Consider the following 22,158-nt stretch of genomic DNA (forward strand, 5'->3'; position numbering starts at 1 on the left):
CGGCCCAGGTTTTAGATTGATCAGAACGGGTCAGCGGAGTTGATAGCTTCGCTCCATGCCGCGGATCGAGCGACCATCCTTCGCAACAAGGAGATAGGTTTCCTGGGGCTCGGGGAGCCGACGCCCGGTCGGATCTGGATTGTTCTCGAACAGGTCGTAGAAAAAGTCGCCCTGGTAGACAGGCTCCCGCACGCCGTCGACTAGGACTGTCCCCTGACAGGAGTTCGTGCTGCAGGTTGCTGGCGAGACGAACACGGTAATCGTCATCATGCCGCGGGACGTGAGCGCCTTGGCGATGCGGATCTCCGAGCTTGCGGTGAGGTCTTGCTTTGTAACCCCATACTCTTTCATCAGGTCGGGACGGCGCACGGGATCGATGCGGGTTGAGAAGTACGCGCGGGTGTACTGATCCAGGTTGATCGTCTTCGGATCGAGCCCGGCCTGGCCGGAGGCGGAGAGCGGGGCAAGGGTGAGGAAGGCCGCCGCCGCGAGTGACTTGATGGTGTTCTTCATGGGGCACACTGGAGTAAGATTGCTTTAATCGGGTTTATGTTGCACGGGCGTTCGCTTAATATACTTTCTCTTCCTATTTCCTGAACAGCTCCCCGGAAGCGGTTTATGTCCAGATTCGCCAAGAAACTGCAGCTCTCGCGCTGGCTGCAGATCGTCTGCCTCAGCATTATGTCCGTGGTCTTTACCTTTGGTCCAGCCGAGGCGCGTGTAACACGCGAGGATCTGATCTCCAATGGAATGGATCCAGGGTTTGCTGATTTCGCCGGCGGCGTCTCGGGTCTTGAGGGCAACTGGAGCTCGGTGGGCGGGTATAGAGGTCAGTGTCTTGGCTTTTGGCAAGCCTGCCGAGGCTTTGGCGCCTACGAAACCTACTTTAGAGGTGTCGACCCTCAGACTTTTCTGAATGACAAGCGGATGCAGGTCGAAGGCTATATGCGGTATGCCAACGACCAGTGGGCGCTCGCGAAGCGGAATGGCTTGACTGGCGCGATCGGGCAGGAGGTCTGCTATAACTCAAAGTGTGTGAACGTTACCGAGAGCAGCATCCTTGCTGCGTGCCAGTTTGGTTGCGGGCGGAATGGCGCTTTGGATCAGTTCGTCAAGAACGGCTACAAGTGCGATGGCCCGTACGGATCCGGCCGCGACGGGAGCCAAGTCTGCGTAGGCAAGTATCTGGTGGCTGGCGCAAATTATGACGTATCGGCGGTCACGAACAATAATGACGCGGATCCGAGCAAACGTTCTGCCGAGCAGAACTCCGACTCCCAGCGAGCTCCCTACTCGGATGCCGAGACTGCTGATCGCCTTGGCAACTTCCGTAAGTGCTGGACATGCGAGGTGATCGCCCGGACATCCGATCTCGTGACCAGCGTCGTGCAAGCGTCGGTTCCGAAGCTGACCACACCGGCACTGCCGCTCATGGTCATCATCTTTGGTGTCGTCGCCCTCTTCCAGGTCGGAAAACTAGTCTTCTGGCCTCAGGGTGGGAAATGGAGCCAGATCTGGTGGATGACGGTGCGGTTTGCGATCGTGTACGCGTTGCTGAGTTCAGCAAACTTCGCGACAGACTATGCTCTCGGCTGGGGGTACATCCCGGCCATGCGGGCGGGTGCCGAGCTAGGCTCGACGGCGGCCCAGGCGGCGGACCTTTCGCTTTCAGGCGCGACCCCCGGAGGCGTCATTCGCCAGACACAGAGCAACGGCTGGAACGACGCGAATGGCAACTGCGAGTATCGCCAGCCGGAGCTCTCGAATTCTTTGACCTCGGGAGCATCGCAGTCTCTCGCGAACTTGGCTTGTATGGTCCACAACGCTTCCTACGGCATTATCGTGGCCGGGACCGAGATGGTCCTGCAGAAGCGGCCTGCGGAGTCGGCCAGCGAGTGGGGTTCGGCGGCCGTGATCACAGCGATTTGCTTCTTCATGTTCGTGTCCACCTTCCTGGCACTAGGTAACTTTGCGATGTCGATTGTCGAAGCGATCATCAGGATTGGCATCGTGCTGACGTTCTCGCCGGTGCTTTTGTTCATGTGGATCTTCAAAAACTTCAATGCCACTAAGGACATTGCCACTAACGGCCTGAGGATGCTGGTCTATGGCTTCTTCCTTCTAGTGATCTCCGGAGCTCTGGCATCAATCTCAGCCTTCGTGATGAAGTCGGCTCTCCTGATGGGCATGGGAAACAATGGCGCGGCCGGAAGTGCGACGGTCACGATTCAGCAGGTTGCGTCGTGGATCGACTCGAATATCGCCAATTTGAACATGACGACGGGAAACGGGATTGTGACGGTGCTGAAGTTCGCGCTGTTTACAATCTGCGGCGGACTGATGAGCGCACATCTGATCCGCGCCGGGAGCCAGATCGCACAGTCGCTGGCAGGAACCCAATTCAACGAGTTCACGAGCGGTGTCATGTCGGGTGTGATGGGCGGTGCCATGTCGGTGATCGCGGGCCCGCTTACGGGAGCGGGAATGCTCGGGACCTACTTCGGTGGCAAAGCCCTGGGGGCAGGCGCTGGCGCCCTGAGCGGCGCGGCTATAGCAGGTGGCGGAGCCGTGAAAGGTGCGGCTGGGCGGATCCTGGGTGTCATCCGAGGAGCTGGCCGGATCTAAAAAGCCGGGCATTGGGGGATAAGATAAGGGGCTCCGGATTATCCGTGAGCCCCTTTTATGTTTTATGCTCAACGTGTGAGTTCAGCGAATGGACCGCCTTGGAGTGTCTCAGCAGCCGCGTGGGTAAAATGTGCCGGTGTGGCCGCCAGTGAGGGTGCGGACGGGAACGAAGCCCGATTTTGGGAGATTGAGCGGGGGCACGCCCTCATCGAAGTCCACTAAGTTCACCTTGTAGTACCGGGTTCCCCTCCCTGCGACCACAGAGTCGACCTCGTAGGCTTGAGGGTAGCAGCTCGAAGTTCTGAGCTCTCCACGATGGACCCGGAGCATTTCGGCGTTCATTTCTGGTGTGACCGGGCCGCACTGGTCCAGAGCGTCGCACCAAGTGTCGAGGTGATCAATGAGATGCACTTGATCCTCATAATCAATCACTTCGGCGTCCGCGGTCGCGACCCAGAATGATCCTTTGGCGAAAACGATCACGGACCAGGTGGTCTCACCGGTTCGGAGGCTCGGTGAGTATGAAACGAGTCCGTGGGTCTCATAGCTATATTCGGCAACCGAAAGCCGGTAGCGAGTCCCGTCCAGCAGCTGGAGGTACCAGGCATAACCTATCGCACACTCGTCGGCATCAGCATCGTTGACACATTGCGCATTGAGCATCCGAACGTCACCTATCTGGGCTCCATTGGAGCTGTCATAGGCCGGAAGTGGCCGGTACTGTTCTGGCTGGGTGGCGAGATCCCGGCGATAGAATGCCGTGCCTTCGACCGGGAACAGATGACCAGGCGAGACGAACGATACGATTGGACGATTATCTGCCGTTTCGACCGCCTGGCTTAGGACGTCGGAAAGAGGGTGAGTTTCTGTCGCGGAGATAGGGTGAGCGAAGAAGCTGACGCCGGCCCATAGCGTCAAAGCTATTCGAAAGGAGTTCATCAGAGGTTTCCTTTTTCTCCTGCGGTTCCGAATCTGCCGTACGCCATGACAGAGCCTCCGCTCAGGCAGCACGGGCCGTTTCGGTCTCTACCGGTTCGACAGGCTCCTTCACCAGTTTGCGCGAAATTTCTCCAAGGAAACGTGACGGCGGGCCCTGTGTCCCCATCCGGTATTCGGTGCTCGTGATCGAGACGCTTTTCTTCCCGCGAGTGAGGGCGACATAGGCGAGCCGGCGCTCTTCCTCGAGCTCCGCTTTTGCCTGATCCAGAGCCGGACCTTCCGACTGCCCCCAGATCCGTTCGAGGATGCGACTGGAGGGAAACACACCATCAGTCCAACCAGGCAAGATTACATGGTCGAATTCCAGTCCCTTGGCCGCATGGACCGTGCCGAGCCAGACTCCTGCGGTGGCTTCCTCGTCCTCCATCGGGTCAAGGGCCATGGCATCAACGAACTCGTCGAGGTTGTCAGCGGTCTGGATGGCGATCCGCAAGTCGTGGAGCCGCTCCTGGCGCTTCTCGACCGCACGGAGCTGCTTCCCGCGGGCATCAGGGTTCTTGGTTGTGTTTGCCTTGCCTTTGGCTGCCGCGAGGTCTTCATCAAGGCCCATTTCGACGGTGATGCGGTCAAATAACTCCATCGGCGGCGCCTCAAGAGTGTAGTCGTCAGCGAGTTCCTCCAGGAAGGAGAGCAATTCATTCATACCCTCGGCGACCTTGCCCTTGATCTCATTGGCCGCGATCAGCTGGGTGATGGCATCCACGAGCGGGATACGCTTTGAGCGGGCTTCATCGTGAGCCATCTTCATCTTTTGGGTGCCCATCCCGCGGGATTTGCAGGTGATGATCCGCTGCAGGGCGAAGTCGTCCGTCCGGTTTTTGGCGAAACGGTAATAGGCGACAATGTTCTGAATGTCCTGCGTTGACTGGACCTTCTTTCCGGCAGTAACCGTGAAGGGGATCCGGGCTTGAGCCAGGGGCATCTGCACTGGCAGGATCATGTGACTGTAGCGACCGAGCACCGCGATCGATCCAAACGGTACGCCCTCACTGTTAAGGCGCCTGATTTCCTGAACGATATAATTAGCCTCGGCCTTGTCATCCGAGAAGCGGTCATGCCGAAGGGTCGCTCCGCTCTCAGAGACTGTATAGAGCGTTTTCCCGAGGCGATCCCGGTTCTTTGAGATCAATGCATTCGCGGCATTGAGAATGCTCGACGTTGACCGGAAATTCTGTTCCAGCTTAATCACCTTCGCTCCAGCGTAGCGGTGTTCGAAAGTGAGAATGTTCTTGATATCCGCACCACGCCATCCGTAGACAGCCTGGTCCTCATCCCCCACGCAGGTGATGTTACGTTCTTTATTCAGAAGGAGCGCGATTAGCTTCTCCTGGGCGGTGTTCGTGTCCTGATATTCGTCGATCAGGATCATGCGCCACATGTTCTGGTAATATTCACGGACGCCAGTGTTATCCTGAAGGAGTTGGACGGTCTTCAGGATGATATCGTTGTAGTCGAGGACCTCGGCTTCTTTCTTGATCCGGTCGTAGGCCTCGACGATGAGGCGCATCTTGGCGCCACTGTCGATCAACTTGGCGGTTTTCCAGGCCTTCTCGTTGGCCCTGAGTTCCTCCCAGGCCGTCTTTGAGCCGTCTCCGTTGCGAGCTGCATCAATGGCGTCGCGAACCGAAGCGAAGCTGATCTCGTCAGCGGCAACCCCGAGCCCGACGCCCTCGTCGTTCAGGCAGATGTCCTTGATGATTTTCAGCTGCTCGTCATCGTCGATGATTGTGAAGCGACTGGAGATCCCAGCAAACTCGGCGTTGTCCCGCAGGAGGCGGATGCAGATCGAGTGGAAAGTGCCCACAAACATGGATTGAGCGGCCGGGCCCATCATCAGGGCCAGCCGGTGCTTCATCTCTCTTGAAGCTTTTCGGGTGAAAGTGATGGCGAGGACGTGCGGAAGGCCCACCGTTCCGACACCAATGTTCCAACCAATGCGAGCGGTCAGACAGCGGGTTTTACCCGTTCCGGCCCCGGCAAGGAGAAGCATCGGGCCAGGACCCGCCGTGACGGCTTCTCGCTGGGTGTCGGTTAGGCCGGCAAGTGAGGCCTCTCGAAGCGCCGCGTAGTCGATGGTCGCTTCGTGAGGGCCTTCCTGCTTGGTGTCGTCCTGGTATCCGTTGGCCATAGGTTCAGGTCTGAGTTGGAGTGAAGTTGGTAGCGTCTATGAGCACGATCCCATCTTTTCGCTGACCTTCCTTGTCCGACTGACCGCGGAGTATGGGAAGGAGGGTCCCTTTGACGAGGACCCCTTCGATCGGGTGATTTTGGGTGTTGCCCGGCACGTAAGAGCCGATTTGCCGGTTCTCATCGCTGCGACCTTCTGGAGTCAGACCCAGGATCAGGCCGAGGTGACGATTAAGAAAGCCGAAGGCCACGGCCTTCGGCTTCTTGGCCGCACTAGGCGCGGCGTTGGCAATCGCCTCCTGCGTGCGGGATGCTTCCGCACTCATGACCCTAGTTCTTAAGATCGGTGTGGATGACGCCTTCGGTCCAAAGCTCGCCGACCACCTTGGCCAGGGCTTCCGACGTCATGACGCCAACGAGAGCCCAGGTCTTCCCTTTGTCATGGGAGAACGAAAGGGTAGCCCTGCCGTCTTCTTTGACGGTGATCGAGACTTTCCGATTATCGAGGCTGCGTCCGCTCGGATCGTAGTTCTTGATGTCGAGGGCGCCATCGAATGAACCAGGTGCCGCGGCCTGAGCGATCTGGATCGCATAGACGCTAGCAGGATCGTCCTGAGTTGCGATTACTGCGCGAGCGATGTCCGAGGGCGTGGCACCTTTGGTTACGTCTACCGGAACCGTTGTGGAGGTCCGGGACAGGAGACGCGCGGTGGCAGAGTATGTAGCTTGAGTCATGATAAAGAATGGACTTTCAAAGATTGATTTAAGCAGCTTGTTGCTCGGCTGAGGCGAGGTCGTCCTCTGCGGTAGCATCACCATCCTGGTCGGCTTCGTTCGAATCCGATTTCGGACGTGCGGCTTGGAGGAGCTCGATGCCGCGGCGATCGCTGACAATGATTTGCGGTAACTTAACGGTCTGGCCGTTTTTCTCGAAAGATTCGTAAATCAATTCGCCGGTGATGGAGACAAGAGCGCCCTTTTGGATGTGGGGTTCGATCAGGTTTTGTACGACATCCGTTACGGTGCAGATGACGTTGTGCCAGTCGGTGACTTGCCCATTGCGAGTATTGCCGGATCGGCGCTTGGTTGAGATCCGGAGCTTCGCCTTGGCATTACCGGAATCCTGGAAGGTGTCGATGGCGGGATCGGCACCGACGTATCCGGTCATAGTGATGACGTTCATGAGGGGAACCCCATAAGATTCATGTTGCGACAGGCCAGAGATTTCTGTTCCCGTTCACCTCTATTATCCTATGGGTCTTGTGGACTTACTACCCTTTTAATCCCCTTTTAATGCCGAAATTGTCCTAGTACCCTCACACCAGGGTACGGGATGCCAGTTTCGCCAACGCAGCCTCAGCGCTCAATGCTATTTCATTGAACATCGGGTCCCCGCGGGAAATTTGTCGGACCCCACTGCTAATGACCACTTTGGTGTCATCGATCGCAAGGGCGAGGCCGATCCTGTCTTGAGGAATCTCCTCAGGGTTCCGTGACCACGACCGGTCCGCAACCTCAATTGAAAGGTCAGTCCTTCCGAGAGCAATTGCGCTGGATACCGCCTCGTAGAGGAGGAGAGTGCGGGTCGAGGGATCGTCGATCCCCGAGTAATTGGGGTCGACGTCAATTGCACGGTTGGCGATCTCTGCGGTGACATACAACGGCAGATCGGCTCCGGCGATTTGCACTTCACCGATCTGTAGGTAGCCTGCAATGGAATTCTGGAATACGGGCATCGCGCTTCCTAGGTGTCCTGATATGAAAACGGCCCCGACTAAAGCGGGGCCGTCCTCATTTGGGGTTTGGGCTACGTGATCTTCACAGCTCCACACCGGCAGTTTCAAGTCGGCGGCTCTGGGAGGAGAGCCGCTCTGAGTTCTGGCGGGTCACCCTGAACTTCTCCTGGTCAAGGAGTTCGTCAAGCTTCTCTTCCAGGGTAGGTGCAGCCTCGTCGGCCAGCTGCAGATGCTGAGCCATGTCGAGCGGGGCTTCCTCGAGGCCGAGGCGGATCGCTAGATCGCGCTCGGTTTTGATGGTTGGATCAATCATGGTCGGTGCGACCTCGCGGGTGACCTGGTCGAGGAAGACGTTCAGGTCTTTCTCATTGGCCACTGCATGGGCGCCGCTGTGCCAGGTGATCTGACGCTCGATCCGGCGGCCGCCGACGTCAATGGAATCCTTCTCCCGGTGCGTGATCCACTGACCCGCGTTGTTCATCTCCGAATAGAAGCTCGGGGAGATCTCCGTGGTCGGACGGGTATCCTTGTAGGAAAGGCTAGAGAACGACTGGGTAAGCAACCGGTTCGCGCTATCCTCAAAGCCAAAGGCAGGCAGAACCGCGACAGGCTTTTCTTGGCCGGCCTTGGCAGTGGCGAAGGCGGCAAGGTCCTTGGTCGCAGCCTTGGTCAGAAGGGTTGCGCTGGCCATTTCGGACGCAAGCTCAAAGGCTTCGCGACGCCTGTCGGTGCTACGGGTGTCCGAGACTTCCGAGGTATACTTGGACACAACGAGGCCGTTCTTGGCTTCGAGAACGTCTGCGAGGCGATCGCACAAAGTATCGTTGGCCGGAGGCTTCAGAACGGGATTGTCCGGAGCAACGACGATAAGTCGAGCTTCGTGCTTGAGGGCTGCGGCCATAACGGCTTCGTTGGACCCCACTTCTGCCGTCGTGACAATGGTGTAGCCCTTCTTTGCTGCCTGGGCGACGCTCGCCTCGATAGCGTCTCTCTGCTGGGCATTGGGTTCCGCATTGTTGCCGACGATCAGGATCGACGGGGTGTTAGCGTCGAACTTGCCGTTCCCGCCCACGATCAGCGGAGCGTTCTTCGTGCCAGGACCATCGAACGCGACGCCGAACCCAGTTTCCTGAATGTCTTTCAGGTTCTTGGTCGCGATTGTGGCAGCCTGGATTACCCGGTCCACCTGAGGGAGAGTGCTGGTGGCAAAGGTCTGGGCGCCTACCGCATTAGCGATCTGCGTGAGGCGGGTGCGCTCCTCCAGGGCAAGGTTCTTCGCTCCCTGGGCGGCGATGCCGGGCAGGTCGAAAAGGTCCTTCACCGTGCCCTGAACGTTCGCCAGAGCGCCAAGCTGCTCCTTGGTCCGGTTCGGGTGCATATGCTCGACCAGAAGACGGGAATAGGCACTCGAGAGCGGAGCGGACATGTCGATGGTATCGAGCTTCGAAAGTGCCTCTTCCATCTTGGTGCGCGAGGAAGGCTTGGCCTCGTTGTAGGCGTGGCGGAGGTCCACAGCCTGCCCCTTGTCATCGTAAACGGCCGAGAGCTTGCCGTGTTCAGCTGTCTTACGGATGAGCTGGTTAGCATTGAAGTCGGCGCGACCGCTGGCGTTCGTGCCATAGCCGAAGATCACCGCCTGCTTGGCCATGTCGGTCAGAACGTCCCAGCGGACGAGCTGCCCCTGGCTTTCACTGGAAGCCGTGCCGCGAACCACTACGAGGGCTCCGTTGACGGCCGAGTAACCCTCCTTGGAGAAGAGATTGGCAGTGGTCTGCTCGAACTGACCATTGGACTTCTTCATGAAGTCAACGGTGTAATCCAGCGACTTCACGGTCGTGGTCGAATCCGTAGAGCGGTCCTTGATGCTCTCGCGGCTGTAATTCGCGGTCACCACGACGATCGGCATGCCGAGCTTCTTGGCGGTGTCCATTGCAGTCTTGAAGACGTTCGACTCGGGGTTCTCGCCAATGATGATAGAGCCCTTTAGGAACTGCTCGGAGCGGCTGGCATGGATTGTAGTGATCTGCTCGGCAACGGCATCCGTGTTTTTGTAGTAACGGGCGCCATCGACGAGGATGCCGTTCATGAACTCGAACTGGCTGGACTTTTCACCGAAGATCGGTTTGCGGGCAATTGCCTCCTTTGTGACGAGAGCCCATGCCTTTCCCCCATTTACGTCGCGCTTTTCGTTGTAAACCATCTGGGCGGCCATTTTGGCATCGCCGACACGGCCAGAATCGCGCAGCTTCTTGACCTCGTCGTCAGAGAAGTAGCGGATGTGCTCGACGATCGTGACTTCCGGCTTCGACAATTCGGCTTGAACTTCGTCAAGGCCCGCCTTGATCATGTCTTCGTTGGGGAGTTTGCCGTTGGTTTCGCGGGCAGCCTTATGGGCCCAGTTGACGAGTTTCTCGGCAACCTGCGCTTCCTGGGCTGTTTCCATGAGGAACATGGTCTGGCTGAGGCTGCGCTCGCCCTTTGCGTTCGTCTCCGCCGCATCGATGTAGTCCATGAGGAAGGAATCAGCGAACGACTGAATCACCTCGCTCGTCTTGCGGACCCGGGTTTCCTGGGCGACCCCAAGCACTTCCGTGCGTTCGTCGTCTTCCATGGCGTCGAGATCATGCTCGAGCTCGCTGATCGGTGCGGCGCGGGTGTTCTCATGGATGCGCTTGATGCCGGCGACAAGGGCGCGGTAGTCGTCTGTCTGGCTGAAGGCCTCAACGACCCGGGCGACGGCACTGTTCGGCTGGCGCTCGTCCTTGCCATCATTCACGACCTCACCGAGGGCCCGGTTGGTGAGATGTGAGATAACCTCATGCTTCTGGGTGCGGCTGATCGTTTCCGGCAGGCTGGCATAGAGGTCACGGCGAGCCAGCGCGACGGCCATGCCGCCCTGCAGCTGTTCCGGCGACAGACTGTCCTCAGTAGAGGAGAGGGCGAATTCAACCTCGCTGGCGCGGCGCTTCGCCAGCTGACGCTGTTGGGAGGGGTTGCGTCCCGCCTGAGTGGCGGTGCTCATGAGTTCGCCCCAGTAGGCGTCTGCAACACCTGGGCTCTGGGAGAGGAGGGAGCGGCGGGCGTGCCGGAAGAACGCACGGGCGGCTCCTCCGGGCGACATGAACTCCGGCCGGCTCGGGTTATTGAGCGGATGATGGGTTGAGATCCCGATCTTGTTCCTTCCCGGAACCTGTTCGAAGTTGCGAGCCTGATCGTAGCTGAATGCGGGCATGTGTAGCCTTCTCCGATGGAATGCCTAATTTTACCCTGGCCCTTGTATGGAGCAAAAGGGGGTCAAAGCGAAAAAATGCCATTAAAATGACATTGGCCGTGCTTTTCTTCGTCTGATGGGGTTTTAGATCGAAACGACGGCAGCGCCGGGATAGGGGTTGGCCGAGACGGCAATCAGGCCGAGGGTCCAGCCTTCTTGCCGGGCGTCGTCGAGGTCATAGCCCTTTTTGGTTTCGGTCAGGCGCTGAACCAGGCGCCCGTTCTCCGGGATCTGACCGGCGGGAAAATTCCAGAGGTGGACGGACAGGGCACCGTGGATCTTTGCCTGTTCGTGGACGATGCTGGCGTAGGCTATGCCGGGTCCGTCAAGATCGTCGGCGATGATCACCTTGCGACCCTTGAGCGGGGACCAGTCGGCGAGGTGAGCGGCCTTTCCGCCCCCTTGGCTTGTGGTCGCCCAAAGCTGGGTACCAAAGATCTTCTTGGCGGCGTCCACCGTTTTTTCGCCCTCGACCACAAGCACCGGCACGTTTTCGGGATCGAGGTGTAGATCGTAGAGAATCCGGGGCGTGGGCGGGGCCTGAACCTTCCAAATGAGCTTCTTGGTGTCCTTATGCTCGCAGGGAATCAGGGGCAGGACGTCTTTGCCGCCGGCGCTCTCCGTACGGTAGGTGCGAAACACAGGCAGACCGTCTTTGCTGTGCCAGATCCATTTTAGATCCGTGACGGTGTGGTCCTTGGGAGCCCAGAATTCACGCTCCTTGGGCTCTCTCTCGCTAGCTCGATGGGGCGCATAGACCCACGGGCTTTCTTCCTTCTCGTCCGCGCCCTTGATGATCATCTTCCGCTTGGGCTGGGCCGGTTTGTCTGCGACCGCTTCAGCTTTGAAGTTTGATTTCTTGCGGGCCTTCTCCTCGTCGGTGCGAAGATCGATTCCGAGATTCATCAAGGACGCGATGACGTCCATCGGAGCGCAATTCGCCATGCAGTTGAAGAGGACGCGGCCGTTGCGTGTGTCCGACAGACTTAAGGACGGTCCCTTGTCTTTATGTGCGGGGCACACGGTCATGAAGCCGCTGGCGGTCCTGCGGGGCTTGGAGCTGAGTTTGTAGGCCAGCGTTTCGGCAGTCCAGCGCGCCACCTAGATTCTCCTTAATGGGGTTTTGAAGATATTATCCTCAACCTGGTTTAGGGGATCAGGAAAAAATGAAAGCCGGTCCGCTGGAGGGACCGGCTAGTCTGTTTGGTGTGGACGGGTGTTGATAAAACCCGATCAATGCTCCTCAGAAGGGGACATCGGGCTCGTGATGGGCCTGCTCCTCGGCGAAAAGTGCGGCTTGCACGTTGACATTGATCTTCTGTGCGTGGGCCTGGATGAGCTCGATCATCCGCTTCTCGCAGCTCTCGGCGAAATCTTCCCCGACCTGCATCAAAGGTCGGTAGACCTTCATCTTCTTAATGATGTCTACCACTTGGTCCTGGGTCGACGTTCCCTGAAGTTTGGAGTTCAGAGCCTTGAACTGAGCCGTCCAGCCGGTGGAATCCAGCATCTTGAGCTGTTCCTCGGTGGGTTCTACCTCGGCGATGGTCCGAGCCTGGCCGTTGCCAGCTGGATTAGCAGAGCCGTTTGGTCGTGCTTGGCTGGATGCGGGTGTCGTCGGGTTCTGTGGTTGGGGCTGGGCCTGTGACTGCGGTCGGGTTGCGGCTTGCTGCTGGGCTGGGCGCGGTTGCTGAGCTGCCGGGGGGGTCTGTTGCGGGGCCGGAGCGGGGCGCGCCTGCTGGGTCTGGCCTTGCGGAGGCCGTGCCTGTCCCTGGGCGGTCGGCTGAGACGAAGCCGTTCGGGCCGGTTGTCCGGTGCCGGCCTGGGTCGCCTGCTGTGCCGGCTGCTGTCCTGCTTGGGCGCGGGCCTCGCGCTCGAGCTCCTGTGCGCTCCGGGGGGCCTGCTTGGCAGGCGTCTGCGTAGTCTGGGCGGCGGCGGGCTGCGGCTGCTCCTCCGAGTTGCCTTCCCGATACGAGTCCTCCAGGAGGGCATCCTCGCTCATCGTGGCATAGAGCTGCTTGCCGTTGATATCGAGCGAGAGGCCAAGGCGAGGGCCGAACTTCTTGGCAGCCCGCTTTAGCGCGTCTGTCTCGGCACCCTTGATGGCCATCTCAAAGATTTTGGCAACCGCAGTGCTGTCGTCGCAGGGACCGTTCGCCGAGCAAGTGCCGCTGCCATCCCGAACAACCTTTTTTCCGTCCACGTCGAGCTCAATCCGGACGGTGGCAGCATAGACCACCTCGATATAGGGCGTCTCGATGACCCGTGAGGCCTCGTATTGGCCGGTTTCACGGTTCTTGACGGCGTTGCCGCCCTTCTTCTGGGTGTACTTGCGGTCGAGGACCTGCTTGCTCTCGATCACCTCAACGCTGACGTTTTCGAAACCAAAGAGCTCGTTGAGCGTTGCGGCGGCAAAGTCACCGTCGACATAGTGGTACTTGCGGCCTCCAGGGCCGTCGCGCTTCTGAAGAGCCTGTTCGGGAACGGGCGTAAGAAGCTTGTTTCTCAGGGTATCGATGGGGGTCGTCGCGTTCATCGGTTCTGTCTTCAAAAGGGGTTTAACGGCAATTCACTGCTCAGAGGCAGTCACTTGATTTCGATCTGGGTGTACTCGGTCACATAGGCGGGCACGTTTCGGGTGATCCTCTTTGCCCTGACCATGTGATTCCCGATCGTCGCGTGGGAGTATCCGCGCAGACGGTTGGCGATGAAGGCGCGAACGACATCTTTCTTCTTGTTGATGGTCCGCACCTGTTGGTCGAGGGCACGGGTCTGCTCATTCAATGAAGATAGTTCGTTGACCTTCGTGACGAACTCCTCATCGCTGTCGCCTCGAAAATGCTCCAGAGCGGTTTCAGCGGAGGAAGCAGCGAGAGCCTGTAGTGTCTTGGAGTCGAGCTGGAAGTCAGGCGCCGGCTCTTCGTTCTCGTCGAGGTGCCGCTTAAAGGTCTTGATGGCCTGATCGATTTCAATGTCCAGAAACGGATTGGGACCGATTTCGATGACGCGCTCGGACTCGCCGTTGCCAACCAGAATGAATATCGCGACGTCCGTCGTCCCGAATGCCGATTGGACGAGAGTGGCATGAACGAGATCGAGGGGCGGGGTGATCTGCTCCCCGTTGTTGAAGTAGTTGAAGTCGAAGGCTTCCTTCGAGCTCATTCGGAGGATTAGATGGGTGGCGTTCTCGACCGGTAGATCGCCCTTTACGCGAATCTCGGCGGCTGCAATGCCGACGATGTCGTGAATGATGCGCGTTTCGAGAGGACCGAGTTCGGCATTGTAGCGTTTTCCAATCCCCTGGAGCACCTGATCGCGGAGTTGCTTGGTCCAGAAAACACGGGAGCTGAACGTATCCGTTTTCGGGATGATGCCCTTCTCGACGTTCCAGAGCTCCCAGGCCGTTGTATCCTTGGCGACGCCAAGCATGCTACCGATGTCACGATAACCGAGCATTCGGGAATTCCTTATGAGGGTTTCAAATCAAATGAATCTGCTCCTTTGGGACAGAGTAATAAGAAGGCCGGTCGGAGGACCGGCCTTCAGTTTCTCAGAAATACAGTGAGTGAATCGGGGCACATGAAGATGGCGCGTGGCCCGGTCTCGGACCCGCTATCGTGGCGGAGATCTCCGAGCCGTCGGTGCCTTCGTCGCAGTGTTCCCGCGCTGCATCGGCGACGCCTTGGATCGAGTACCGGTCGCTCCTTTTGCAGAGCCAGCGGGTATCGGGGATCGGGAGGCTCTTTGCGGTGTTGCCGCCTTCGTTTGTGGCCCAGGGGTCCTTTGTGTGGCGTGTTTGTCAATGAAAGCCTTGCAAGCGGCGAAATCTGTGAGAGCCTCTGGCGGGACTTCGATCTGCTTCTGTTGTGCAAGAGAGTTCGCGTAGCGGAGCATTGCGTCGCTTGGAGCGCGCGGACCGGTCTGTTGTGAGCCCTGTTGCGGATTGGCTTGCTCGGGTCTCGGTGGAGCATGTTGATCGAGGAATGCGCGACAGACGGCGCTATTGGTCTTCAAGCCTCGGGGCAACGGAAGCCCCTTTTGAGCAGCGAGCTTGGTGGCGAACGCAACCATCGCAGGAGTCGGCGGCTTACCGGCCCCCGCGGGAGGAACTTTGCTCGGGTCGAGAGCGACCGCGTCTGCCTTCGAGATGGTCTCGATCAGTTCCTTCAATCTTGTGCGTGTCCGCTCTTGAAAGGCTGCGGCTCGCCGCATCGCATCTGTACGCGAAGTGGCCCGGCCAATCTCTGCGAGCTCGGATTCAAACAATGCGCGACCAACCGGATCAGCATACGATGGGAACACCCGGCGCACGGCGTCAATGAACGCCATTCCCACTTCCGTGACTTGGAGCGGTGGATCCTTACCCTTCAGGAGGGTGACGTACTGACTCTTGATCAGCTTGGGCAAGATGGCATCGCGCGTAGCCGCCGTTCCTAGGCCTTTTGGCTCGTTCGGATTGGCAGGATTTTCGAGGGCGGCCTTCAGCTTCGGATCATCGATCTGGTCAACGAGTCGACCCATGACGACTGGCAGCTCGCCTCGGGTGATCCGACGTGGCGGTTCCGTCTTCGCCGTTTCGATCCGAGCCTCTGAAACGTTGGCGTTCTCTCCGTTTGTGACGGGGGGAAGCCGGCCAACAGACGGATCGTCGTCGCCTTTGGCCTTTCCCGGGACATTGTCGGTGTCTTCCTCGGCCTCTGTGCCATAGACTGCCCGCCAACCCGGCGATTTCATAACGCTGCCGGTCACGGTGAAGCGCTTGTCCCCTAGAGGGGTCGGTATTTGGGCGCTGATCGTGGTGCGCGCGTCTACGCCGTCCGGCAGATGGGCAGCCATGAAACTCTTTGCAACGAGTTCCCAGAGCTGGAACTGCTCGTGCGTGATCTGCTGACGCTGGGGTGCCTTACGCAACGGGACGATGGCGTGGTGTTCACCTGGGTCTGCGATGTAGTGACCTTTGTTACCCTTGCGAAAAATCAGCTTCGAGGGGTCCGGGAGAAGATGTGCCAGATCCGAAAGGATCTGAACGACGCTCTCGATAACGATGGGGGCATCGCCCATCTGGCTCTCCGGCAGGTGCTCGGATTCCGTTCGAGGATAGGTCAGAAATCCCTGGTCGTAGAGCTCTTGTGCCAGCTGAGCGGTCTTCTGAGGGTCCCAGCCAAAGCGTTTGGCGCATCGCCGTGCCAGCGTATCCTTCGAGAAGAGTTTGGGCGGGGCCCGATTGACGTCCTTCTGCTCGACCTTGAGCGGGCCCGACCAGGAGCTTGCAGCCTGTCGGATCGTTTCTGCGATCTGCTTGTCGAGGATCTTATCCTTTGGGGCGTGCCAAAGCGTGACGAGCGCTCCGCTGGCGGACGAGGCCTTAAGCGCGATCTTGTAGTAGTCCTGGGGCACGAATTTGCGGATCCGTGCCTCAAGATCGGCGAGTATCGCGAGGGTGGGTGTCTGCACTCCGCCAAAGCGCCAGGGCTGACGAAAGGCCTGAGGTCGCAGCTTTAAGGAGATGGCTCGCGTTCCGTTGAGCCCTAGATGGTAGTCCTCGTACTGCCGGCAGAGTGCTTCTAGATATGCGGCGTAGTCTCGCTCACCTGAGTCGGGCTCTTTGGCCATTTGGGCAAAGGCCCGTTTGATCGACACGTCGTCAAGAGCCCCAAGCTTAAGTCGGTCGACCGGCCCACGGTACCCCAAGAATTCAAGCACCTCCCAAGCGATCATGGAGCCTTCGCGGCCGGGATCGGTGGCAACAATAACGCGGGAAACGCCATTGAGGGCCTGCTTGATGCCGTCAACCTTCGGTTTATGAGACTGGCCCGAACGATTGGAGCCATAGGTTACCGGAATCCGGTCCAGAACGATCGGCAACGTGTCGAAAGCCCAGGTTTTCCACTCGTCCTTGATGTCACCAGGCTCTTTCGTCGCAAGGAGGTGACCCTCGGCAGAGACACAGACCGTGGTTGGTGACCTGAACATCTGCTGCAGCTTGCGCATAGCCGACGGCTTTTCGAAGAAGAATACGGTGCGGGATGAGGCTGCGGCCGTCATATGTCTTCAAACCCTAATCGATCTCTGGAAGCGGATAATGGCTCGCCGAGAGGGAACAAAAATGGAACATAAGGTGCGGGAGTTAAAGATCAATCAATCGCGTGGTCAGGTTCGGTATGAAAGGCATGCTTAGCTGTGATTCCTCGGATGAGATTCTGCCCGAGGATACCACGAAACCCGATAAGATGAACGCAATAGGACCCTGAGGGCGTAAAAAAGGGATCAAACAGCTTGATGGTATTTCTCAAGACCCGGTATAATGCGCGGGTCGCTCACTGGAGCTATGGAGAAATACATGTCGGCACAGGCAGTAATGACGCAGGACGCGCAGCCCACCCAGACTGCAGCGGGACGGGTTTTGGGCGCAGTCGAGCGCTACTTCACGGAGGGCCTCGCCGGGACCCCGCATTTGATTGCCAACCTGTATACGACCAAGGAAGGCGTTCAGGATATGCGGAAGGCCTTCGAGGAGGCCGGACTTCCGCGGGAGGCCGTCCGCTGGAATAAGGCCGACGGCTGCCACAAGCTGACTTTGGCTGCAGCCGACACCCAAAGCCTCACCAAGGTCGCGGCCCTGATGGGGCGCTATGGCGATGGATCGGAGGGACATCAGGCGTGGCAGGGCGAGCGCCAGGAGCAGATGGCTCTCGGCAACGTCGTGAAGAATGTCGGGCGGGCTGCGGTGCAGCCTGCTGTGAGCAACGACGCTGGGCCGCAGGCGCGGACGAACCTTTTCACGACCAAGGAGGGGGTCGGTGCGATGCGCAAGGGCTTCGAGGAAGCCGGCGTTCCGCGAGAGGCATTGCGCTGGAATAAGGAGGGAATGCACCATGTCTTGGCCCTGCCGGCGAATGCGACGGTCGATCGGGCGAAGCTTGGGGGACTGGTCCAAGAATATGGAGAGGGTTCCGCAGGACATCAGAACTGGTTGAACGAGCGTGGCTCGGCCCCTAAGGAGCAAGGTCCTCAGCCCCAGGCTGGCGGTCAACCTTCTAGGCCGACTGCTGCGAGCCGCCCACGCGATGAGAATACTGTACTCGATGTGGCACCGGACATCCTGATGTATGTGCCTTACTCGGACCGGGAGCGGTTTGACGATCGTGTGGTCGAGAAAGGCGGAACCTACCGTTACGACGCGAGCGTGGATAATGGCTTCGGAGGTCGCGGTGCTTTCATCCTCACCGGTGGCGATCCGGCCGACTTCGCCGACTGGACGAAGCCGGAAGCACACGCTCAGTTTGTGGCAGAGCACAACGAGCGGGAGGACGGCGACCAGGCTCTGCGGAACGCTGCGCGTCAAGTCGCAGCCGAACGGAGCAACGACCCCTTTGCCCGGTTCTATGCTCGGGGTGTAATGATGCCTCGGGATGAAGCAGCCGGCCGGCTAGTGGTCGCTGGTGGAAAGGACAGTCACGGACGTGAGCTCGTGGGGCTCGACAAGGCTTCCCCGGACAAGCTCAAGGATCTCGCCAGCCGCACATCGCAGTCGATTGCATACTTGTCTCGGAAGGAGGACAAGATCCGCTTCGGCTTCGCGGTTCGCAATGATGAGACCTGGAGGGGCAAGTATCAGCGTGCCTCCCGCGCCGACGAACCGACCCAGGCAGTCGCGAAGCTGTTTAAGGACTTCGGCATGCTTGACTTCAACAAGAAGCGGGATCTCGCGACGTATCGCGCGAGCGACGGGAGCCTCCAGACTGCAGGCCTGAAGAGGGAGGAAACCGGCGAAATGGCCAGCCTGCGTCGCGGCTACCAGTTCCTGGCTGCACGATACAAGGAGGTGACCGGGCACGATATCGGCGTGTCCGTCTCCGGACTGCGCAAGGCTGTAGAGAATGAGCAGGCGGCAGCGCAGGTTGATACCAAGTCCGAAGTGATTGCAGGCGATGCCAAGAAGGCCGCCTCCTCGTTCCGCCGTCGTCAGCAATCCGGGCACGAAAGGTAAATCATTTTTCGATCGGGAATAAGAAAGGGCGGCTGAAAGGCCGCCCTTTCCGTTTTGATTCGAGATGTTCAGTAGGTCCAGACGTTGTGCGAGTTGGACCGTTGCCAGATTTTAGGCATCCATTGTTCGATTCAGCCTTCGACTAGCTATCGAGTAGGAATGTGAGGTGGTAAACGCCGTCGAGATTCCAGTCTGTTAGCCGCGCTGAAAGGTAAGTCTTCATGTCTACTCCTAACTTCGTGCTCACCGATGCGATCACTGCCGAGACGGGCTACCGGATCTGGCTTGATGCAATGATCGAGGACGCGGATAGCGAGACTAAACGACCGACCCTATACTCACTAAGTGCTGAGCGCCTGCTTTTGGAGACGAGTTCTGAATACCAGTCGGGCGGACCGTTGCCCGAAGAGACTTGGGTTGCTTTCGACGGAGACGGAGCTTCTTGGACGGTGCAACTCAACTTGCCAAAAGGCAATGTGGGAAACGTTCTGACCGGTGTGGCACGGGACCAAAACGATAATCTATGGCTTCTCCGTCAGGGCTGGCTGAAGAAGAACTCCGAGTCCGCAGACAAAAGTACGAAATCCGGCCACATAAGAGGTGACGCCTTCAGAGTTCCCTCGGGTCTTGCTCGGGTTAATGTCTCGGGCGGGCTGAAGAACCGAGAATGGTACCCGGTGGCAAGGCTTAACGTTCCGCCGGAGACGATCCGCGAGCAGACCTCTGAGTTTGTCGCCCGCTGCTCAGAGGTGCGGGCTCGGTATGCTTTGGCTCCCCTGGATCCAAACGATACAGCGGTTATTCAAGAGTTGCTTGGACCTGACGAGAGTTCAGAGCCCTATGTCATCGGCCCTAAAGACGCTCAACCTGAAAAGTTGGTGCGTAACCTCCAGGGTGAGGTTTGGAAAGCCTTGAAGGCGAAACTCAAAGAAGCCGGAAAAGAGCTGAAGAAGCAGCGGCATGCAGCCGGCTACGAAGTGGACGGTGCCATGGCTGGCCCCCCGGAGGCGTTGCTGATTGAGATCAAGAGCTCGATCAAAGCTTCGGATGTCTTCGGGGGTATCGGGCAGCTGATGCTCTATCGTCGACTAATCCCGTCCGTGAGGAAACATCGGGCCATTCTACTTGTCCCGAGGTTGCCAAAGCCTGTCCTGATCAAGGCCGCAAAGGATGTTGGCGTTACGATCGAGACATACAAACGGGAAGGAGTTGACGGCAAGGACGTTAGCTTTTCTCCGAGCTTCCTGGCGCTCTGTGGTTTTTGACTTCGGAAGTGAAGGGTAGGCTTGGCCTTCGCCAGTCTACCCGTGCGGGGTTGGTCTAGGCAGCGGCTCCCTGCATCTCTGAAACGAACTGGGAAGGGCCGGACTGTTCTGAGAACAGGATGTGGACGCGCTCTGATGACCGCGTGACGGTCACGAATGCCAGGCGCCGCTGCTCTTCGATGTCGTCATCATCTAGAGAACGTGGGAACTGCTTCTTGCTCCAGCCTGTCGTGCAGACGATCGGTGCCTCTAGGCCCTTTACCCCGTGCATGGTCGAGACCATGACAGCATCAGTCTTGATCGTCTTGCCTGGCATCTGGGTCTGGATGAGATCGGCGAGCTCCGAGAGGGTTTTCACCGCCGAGGCATCAGCCGCGAGGCCGTTGAACACGGTGAGGAAGTGAATTCGCTCCCCCTCGGGCAATGTGTCGAGGAGCTGCTCGAACCCGGCTTGGGCGAAAATGGTATGGAGCCCATAGACCGCGTCGCGGTTATCGAGCATTGGCATGATGGTCCGGTACCGCTGCACAAGCTGAATTAGCTCCGGCCTCTGGATGCGATTGCGATCTACTTCGTCCATTAGGATCTCAAGAATGGGACGGCTCTTGAGAACGCCCATCGTCCAGAGGTTCGTAAGCGTCGGATCGCTCTCTGTGAGGACGCAGCACTGGGCGAGGGCGGGTGTGTCGTTCGCGTTAGATACGAGGCGCAGCCAGGCACTCAGGAGCCGCATCGGGCCGGAATCCACGGCTGAGGGACGAATGAGGTTAACTGGGATACCTCTGTTTCCGAGGCTCAGGGCGATGTCCTGCGCCTCGGCATTGGTGCGGGTCAGAACCATCATCGAAGACCAGGCATAGGCAATGCTCTCGGCCCTGAGGATGTCGGCGAGCACTTCGTCGCGTTGGCGTGGTCCATGAGGATGGAGATTGATGGTGGAGTCGAATCCGCCGTCGTTGGCGGCGTACACGGTCTTCTCGTAACGATCCGAATTATGAGAGATTAGTCTAAGCGCCGCATTCACGATTGGGGCAGGGGAGCGGTAGTTGGTACGAAGCGTGATGACGTCGGCACTCGGGTAACGCTTCTTGAAACCAAGAATGAGACGAGGATCGGCTCCGCGCCATTGGTAAACCACCTGGTCGTCGTCGCCGAGACAGGTAAGGCTCGTATTGTCACCGGTAATGGCGTCGATCCATCTGCCCTGAGCAGTGTTGATGTCTTGGTATTCGTCGACCAGAATTGCGTCGAACTTCTTGTGCCAGGCGCGTGACACGACTTCGTTCCTTAGGAGGGTCAGGACGCCAACGATGAGGTCGCCGTAATCGGCCAATCCGCGGCCACGGAGATGCGTCTCGTAGCTCTTGAGGATGTCCAGGGTCTCGCGGTCATGTTCGCGGCTTGCCACAACCTCGTCCATGGTGAGGCCAGTGTTCTTGAGCCGGTCGAGGAGGCCAGCGATCTGACGAACCTTCTTGGCGAGCGCGTGTGGGGACTGGATGCACTCATGCCGCATCTGTCGGAGAATGGCCGAGATGATGTAGTCCACGTCGGTTGGCTCGAGGGTCGTGAACTGGGAGCCGACGGGGGAAAGGTTCGGGTTCAGCCGGAGGATCCTCGAGGAAAGGGAATGGAACGTCCCGATCCAGAGTTTCTCGGGATTGAATCCCTTGGCGGCGGCATAGGGCGAAATTCTTTCCCGTAGCTCCTGTGCCGCTTTTCGTGTGAACGTGACGGCCATAATCCGATCCGGCGCGATCCCGCGATCCATTGCGGCGACGAACTTTGCAGTCAGGATATGGGTCTTCCCGGTACCGGAGCCTGCAAGGACGAGAACGGGCCGGTCAAAGGTGGTCGCCGCACGGGTCTGATCCTCGTTGAGTGTGTCGAGGATCGATGCGCCGGCGGCGCGGGTTGGGGATACGGCCTGGTTGCTGATCATCTTTGTAGGGTTTTCCAGAAGGTCACTGTTAAACGGTCTCACTACACTTCAGCGCTCCTCAGTGAGTTGGCATGCCCAAATCGGGATAGGGGGGAACCTCGCGGTTCCGCCCCTCCCACACCACCGTACATACGGGTCCGTATACGGCGGTTCGTCGGATTACTCGACCGGCTTGACGTAGATAGAGGCAAGACCGAGGTCCT

Annotated in this window: 16 protein-coding genes; 3 read left to right on the forward strand and 13 right to left on the reverse strand. The window is 58.7% G+C overall.

Translation table 11 applies throughout. The annotated features are described in order from the left end of the window. Nucleotides 1-30 precede the first annotated feature (30 nt). Nucleotides 31-513, reverse strand: a complete 483-nt coding sequence (locus tag FS320_RS01185) for a hypothetical protein (RefSeq protein ID WP_152708765.1) — start codon at nucleotides 511-513, stop codon at nucleotides 31-33. A gap of 105 nt (nucleotides 514-618) precedes the next feature. Here FS320_RS01185 and FS320_RS01190 point away from each other — a divergent pair, with 105 nt between their 5' ends. Next, nucleotides 619-2,625, forward strand: a complete 2,007-nt coding sequence (locus FS320_RS01190; protein ID WP_152708766.1) for a hypothetical protein — start codon at nucleotides 619-621, stop codon at nucleotides 2,623-2,625. A 108-nt stretch (nucleotides 2,626-2,733) separates the two neighbouring features. Here the strand turns inward: FS320_RS01190 and FS320_RS01195 are convergent, their stop codons facing one another. The 11 genes from FS320_RS01195 to FS320_RS01245 form a co-directional block, all read right to left on the reverse strand. Further along, nucleotides 2,734-3,564, reverse strand: a complete 831-nt coding sequence (locus tag FS320_RS01195; protein WP_152708767.1) for a hypothetical protein — start codon at nucleotides 3,562-3,564, stop codon at nucleotides 2,734-2,736. A 61-nt stretch (nucleotides 3,565-3,625) separates the two neighbouring features. Continuing rightward, nucleotides 3,626-5,752: an ATP-dependent helicase gene (locus tag FS320_RS01200; protein WP_152708768.1), complete on the reverse strand. Its 2,127-nt coding sequence runs from the start codon at nucleotides 5,750-5,752 to the stop codon at nucleotides 3,626-3,628. A 4-nt stretch (nucleotides 5,753-5,756) separates the two neighbouring features. Continuing rightward, nucleotides 5,757-6,077: a hypothetical protein gene (locus FS320_RS01205; RefSeq protein ID WP_152708769.1), complete on the reverse strand. Its 321-nt coding sequence runs from the start codon at nucleotides 6,075-6,077 to the stop codon at nucleotides 5,757-5,759. 4 nt (nucleotides 6,078-6,081) lie between these two features. Continuing rightward, nucleotides 6,082-6,486, reverse strand: a complete 405-nt coding sequence (locus FS320_RS01210; RefSeq protein ID WP_152708770.1) for a hypothetical protein — start codon at nucleotides 6,484-6,486, stop codon at nucleotides 6,082-6,084. Between the two features lie 28 nt (nucleotides 6,487-6,514). Then, nucleotides 6,515-6,934, reverse strand: a complete 420-nt coding sequence (locus FS320_RS01215) for a single-stranded DNA-binding protein (RefSeq protein WP_152708771.1) — start codon at nucleotides 6,932-6,934, stop codon at nucleotides 6,515-6,517. 133 nt (nucleotides 6,935-7,067) lie between these two features. After that, nucleotides 7,068-7,487 carry a hypothetical protein gene (locus tag FS320_RS01220; protein ID WP_152708772.1) on the reverse strand — a complete coding sequence of 140 codons (420 nt, stop codon included), beginning with the start codon at nucleotides 7,485-7,487 and terminating at the stop codon, nucleotides 7,068-7,070. Nucleotides 7,488-7,569: 82 nt separating this feature from the next. After that, nucleotides 7,570-10,719 carry a DNA-processing protein DprA gene (locus FS320_RS01225; RefSeq protein ID WP_152708773.1) on the reverse strand — a complete coding sequence of 1,050 codons (3,150 nt, stop codon included), beginning with the start codon at nucleotides 10,717-10,719 and terminating at the stop codon, nucleotides 7,570-7,572. A 123-nt stretch (nucleotides 10,720-10,842) separates the two neighbouring features. Beyond that, entirely contained in the window at nucleotides 10,843-11,859 is a 1,017-nt protein-coding gene (locus tag FS320_RS01230) for a hypothetical protein (protein WP_152708774.1), read from the reverse strand. 142 nt (nucleotides 11,860-12,001) lie between these two features. After that, nucleotides 12,002-13,294, reverse strand: a complete 1,293-nt coding sequence (locus FS320_RS01235; RefSeq protein WP_152708775.1) for a Rad52/Rad22 family DNA repair protein — start codon at nucleotides 13,292-13,294, stop codon at nucleotides 12,002-12,004. Nucleotides 13,295-13,344: 50 nt separating this feature from the next. Beyond that, the gene (locus tag FS320_RS01240; RefSeq protein ID WP_152708776.1) at nucleotides 13,345-14,214 is read right to left on the reverse strand and encodes a hypothetical protein; all 870 of its coding nucleotides are present in this window, start codon (nucleotides 14,212-14,214) and stop codon (nucleotides 13,345-13,347) included. A gap of 156 nt (nucleotides 14,215-14,370) precedes the next feature. Continuing rightward, entirely contained in the window at nucleotides 14,371-16,803 is a 2,433-nt protein-coding gene (locus FS320_RS01245; RefSeq protein ID WP_152708777.1) for a type IA DNA topoisomerase, read from the reverse strand. Between the two features lie 295 nt (nucleotides 16,804-17,098). Between FS320_RS01245 and FS320_RS01250 the strand changes: the two genes are divergently transcribed. Further along, nucleotides 17,099-18,748, forward strand: coding sequence for a hypothetical protein (locus FS320_RS01250; RefSeq protein ID WP_152708778.1), 1,650 nt, complete (start codon nucleotides 17,099-17,101; stop codon nucleotides 18,746-18,748). 221 nt (nucleotides 18,749-18,969) lie between these two features. Further along, a complete protein-coding gene (locus tag FS320_RS01255) occupies nucleotides 18,970-20,013 on the forward strand; it encodes a hypothetical protein (RefSeq protein WP_152708779.1) in 1,044 nt (347 codons plus the stop codon). A 55-nt stretch (nucleotides 20,014-20,068) separates the two neighbouring features. Here FS320_RS01255 and FS320_RS01260 read toward each other — a convergent pair whose 3' ends face one another. After that, complete coding sequence (locus tag FS320_RS01260) at nucleotides 20,069-21,955, reverse strand: ATP-dependent helicase (RefSeq protein WP_152708780.1); 1,887 nt, start codon at nucleotides 21,953-21,955, stop codon at nucleotides 20,069-20,071. Nucleotides 21,956-22,158: the final 203 nt, after the last annotated feature.

Source organism: Microvirga tunisiensis (genome assembly GCF_009296175.1).
Taxonomy (GTDB): Bacteria; Pseudomonadota; Alphaproteobacteria; order Rhizobiales; family Beijerinckiaceae; genus Microvirga; species Microvirga tunisiensis.

Coding starts and splice junctions, on each gene's coding strand:
- FS320_RS01185 (WP_152708765.1), bottom strand. CDS start 513: ATGAAGAACACCATCAAGTCACTCGCGGCGGCGGCCTTCCTCACCCTT.
- FS320_RS01190 (WP_152708766.1), top strand. CDS start 619: ATGTCCAGATTCGCCAAGAAACTGCAGCTCTCGCGCTGGCTGCAGATC.
- FS320_RS01195 (WP_152708767.1), bottom strand. CDS start 3,564: ATGAACTCCTTTCGAATAGCTTTGACGCTATGGGCCGGCGTCAGCTTC.
- FS320_RS01200 (WP_152708768.1), bottom strand. CDS start 5,752: ATGGCCAACGGATACCAGGACGACACCAAGCAGGAAGGCCCTCACGAA.
- FS320_RS01205 (WP_152708769.1), bottom strand. CDS start 6,077: ATGAGTGCGGAAGCATCCCGCACGCAGGAGGCGATTGCCAACGCCGCG.
- FS320_RS01210 (WP_152708770.1), bottom strand. CDS start 6,486: ATGACTCAAGCTACATACTCTGCCACCGCGCGTCTCCTGTCCCGGACC.
- FS320_RS01215 (WP_152708771.1), bottom strand. CDS start 6,934: ATGAACGTCATCACTATGACCGGATACGTCGGTGCCGATCCCGCCATC.
- FS320_RS01220 (WP_152708772.1), bottom strand. CDS start 7,487: ATGCCCGTATTCCAGAATTCCATTGCAGGCTACCTACAGATCGGTGAA.
- FS320_RS01225 (WP_152708773.1), bottom strand. CDS start 10,719: ATGCCCGCATTCAGCTACGATCAGGCTCGCAACTTCGAACAGGTTCCG.
- FS320_RS01235 (WP_152708775.1), bottom strand. CDS start 13,294: ATGAACGCGACGACCCCCATCGATACCCTGAGAAACAAGCTTCTTACG.
- FS320_RS01240 (WP_152708776.1), bottom strand. CDS start 14,214: ATGCTCGGTTATCGTGACATCGGTAGCATGCTTGGCGTCGCCAAGGAT.
- FS320_RS01245 (WP_152708777.1), bottom strand. CDS start 16,803: ATGACGGCCGCAGCCTCATCCCGCACCGTATTCTTCTTCGAAAAGCCG.
- FS320_RS01250 (WP_152708778.1), top strand. CDS start 17,099: ATGTCGGCACAGGCAGTAATGACGCAGGACGCGCAGCCCACCCAGACT.
- FS320_RS01255 (WP_152708779.1), top strand. CDS start 18,970: ATGTCTACTCCTAACTTCGTGCTCACCGATGCGATCACTGCCGAGACG.
- FS320_RS01260 (WP_152708780.1), bottom strand. CDS start 21,955: ATGATCAGCAACCAGGCCGTATCCCCAACCCGCGCCGCCGGCGCATCG.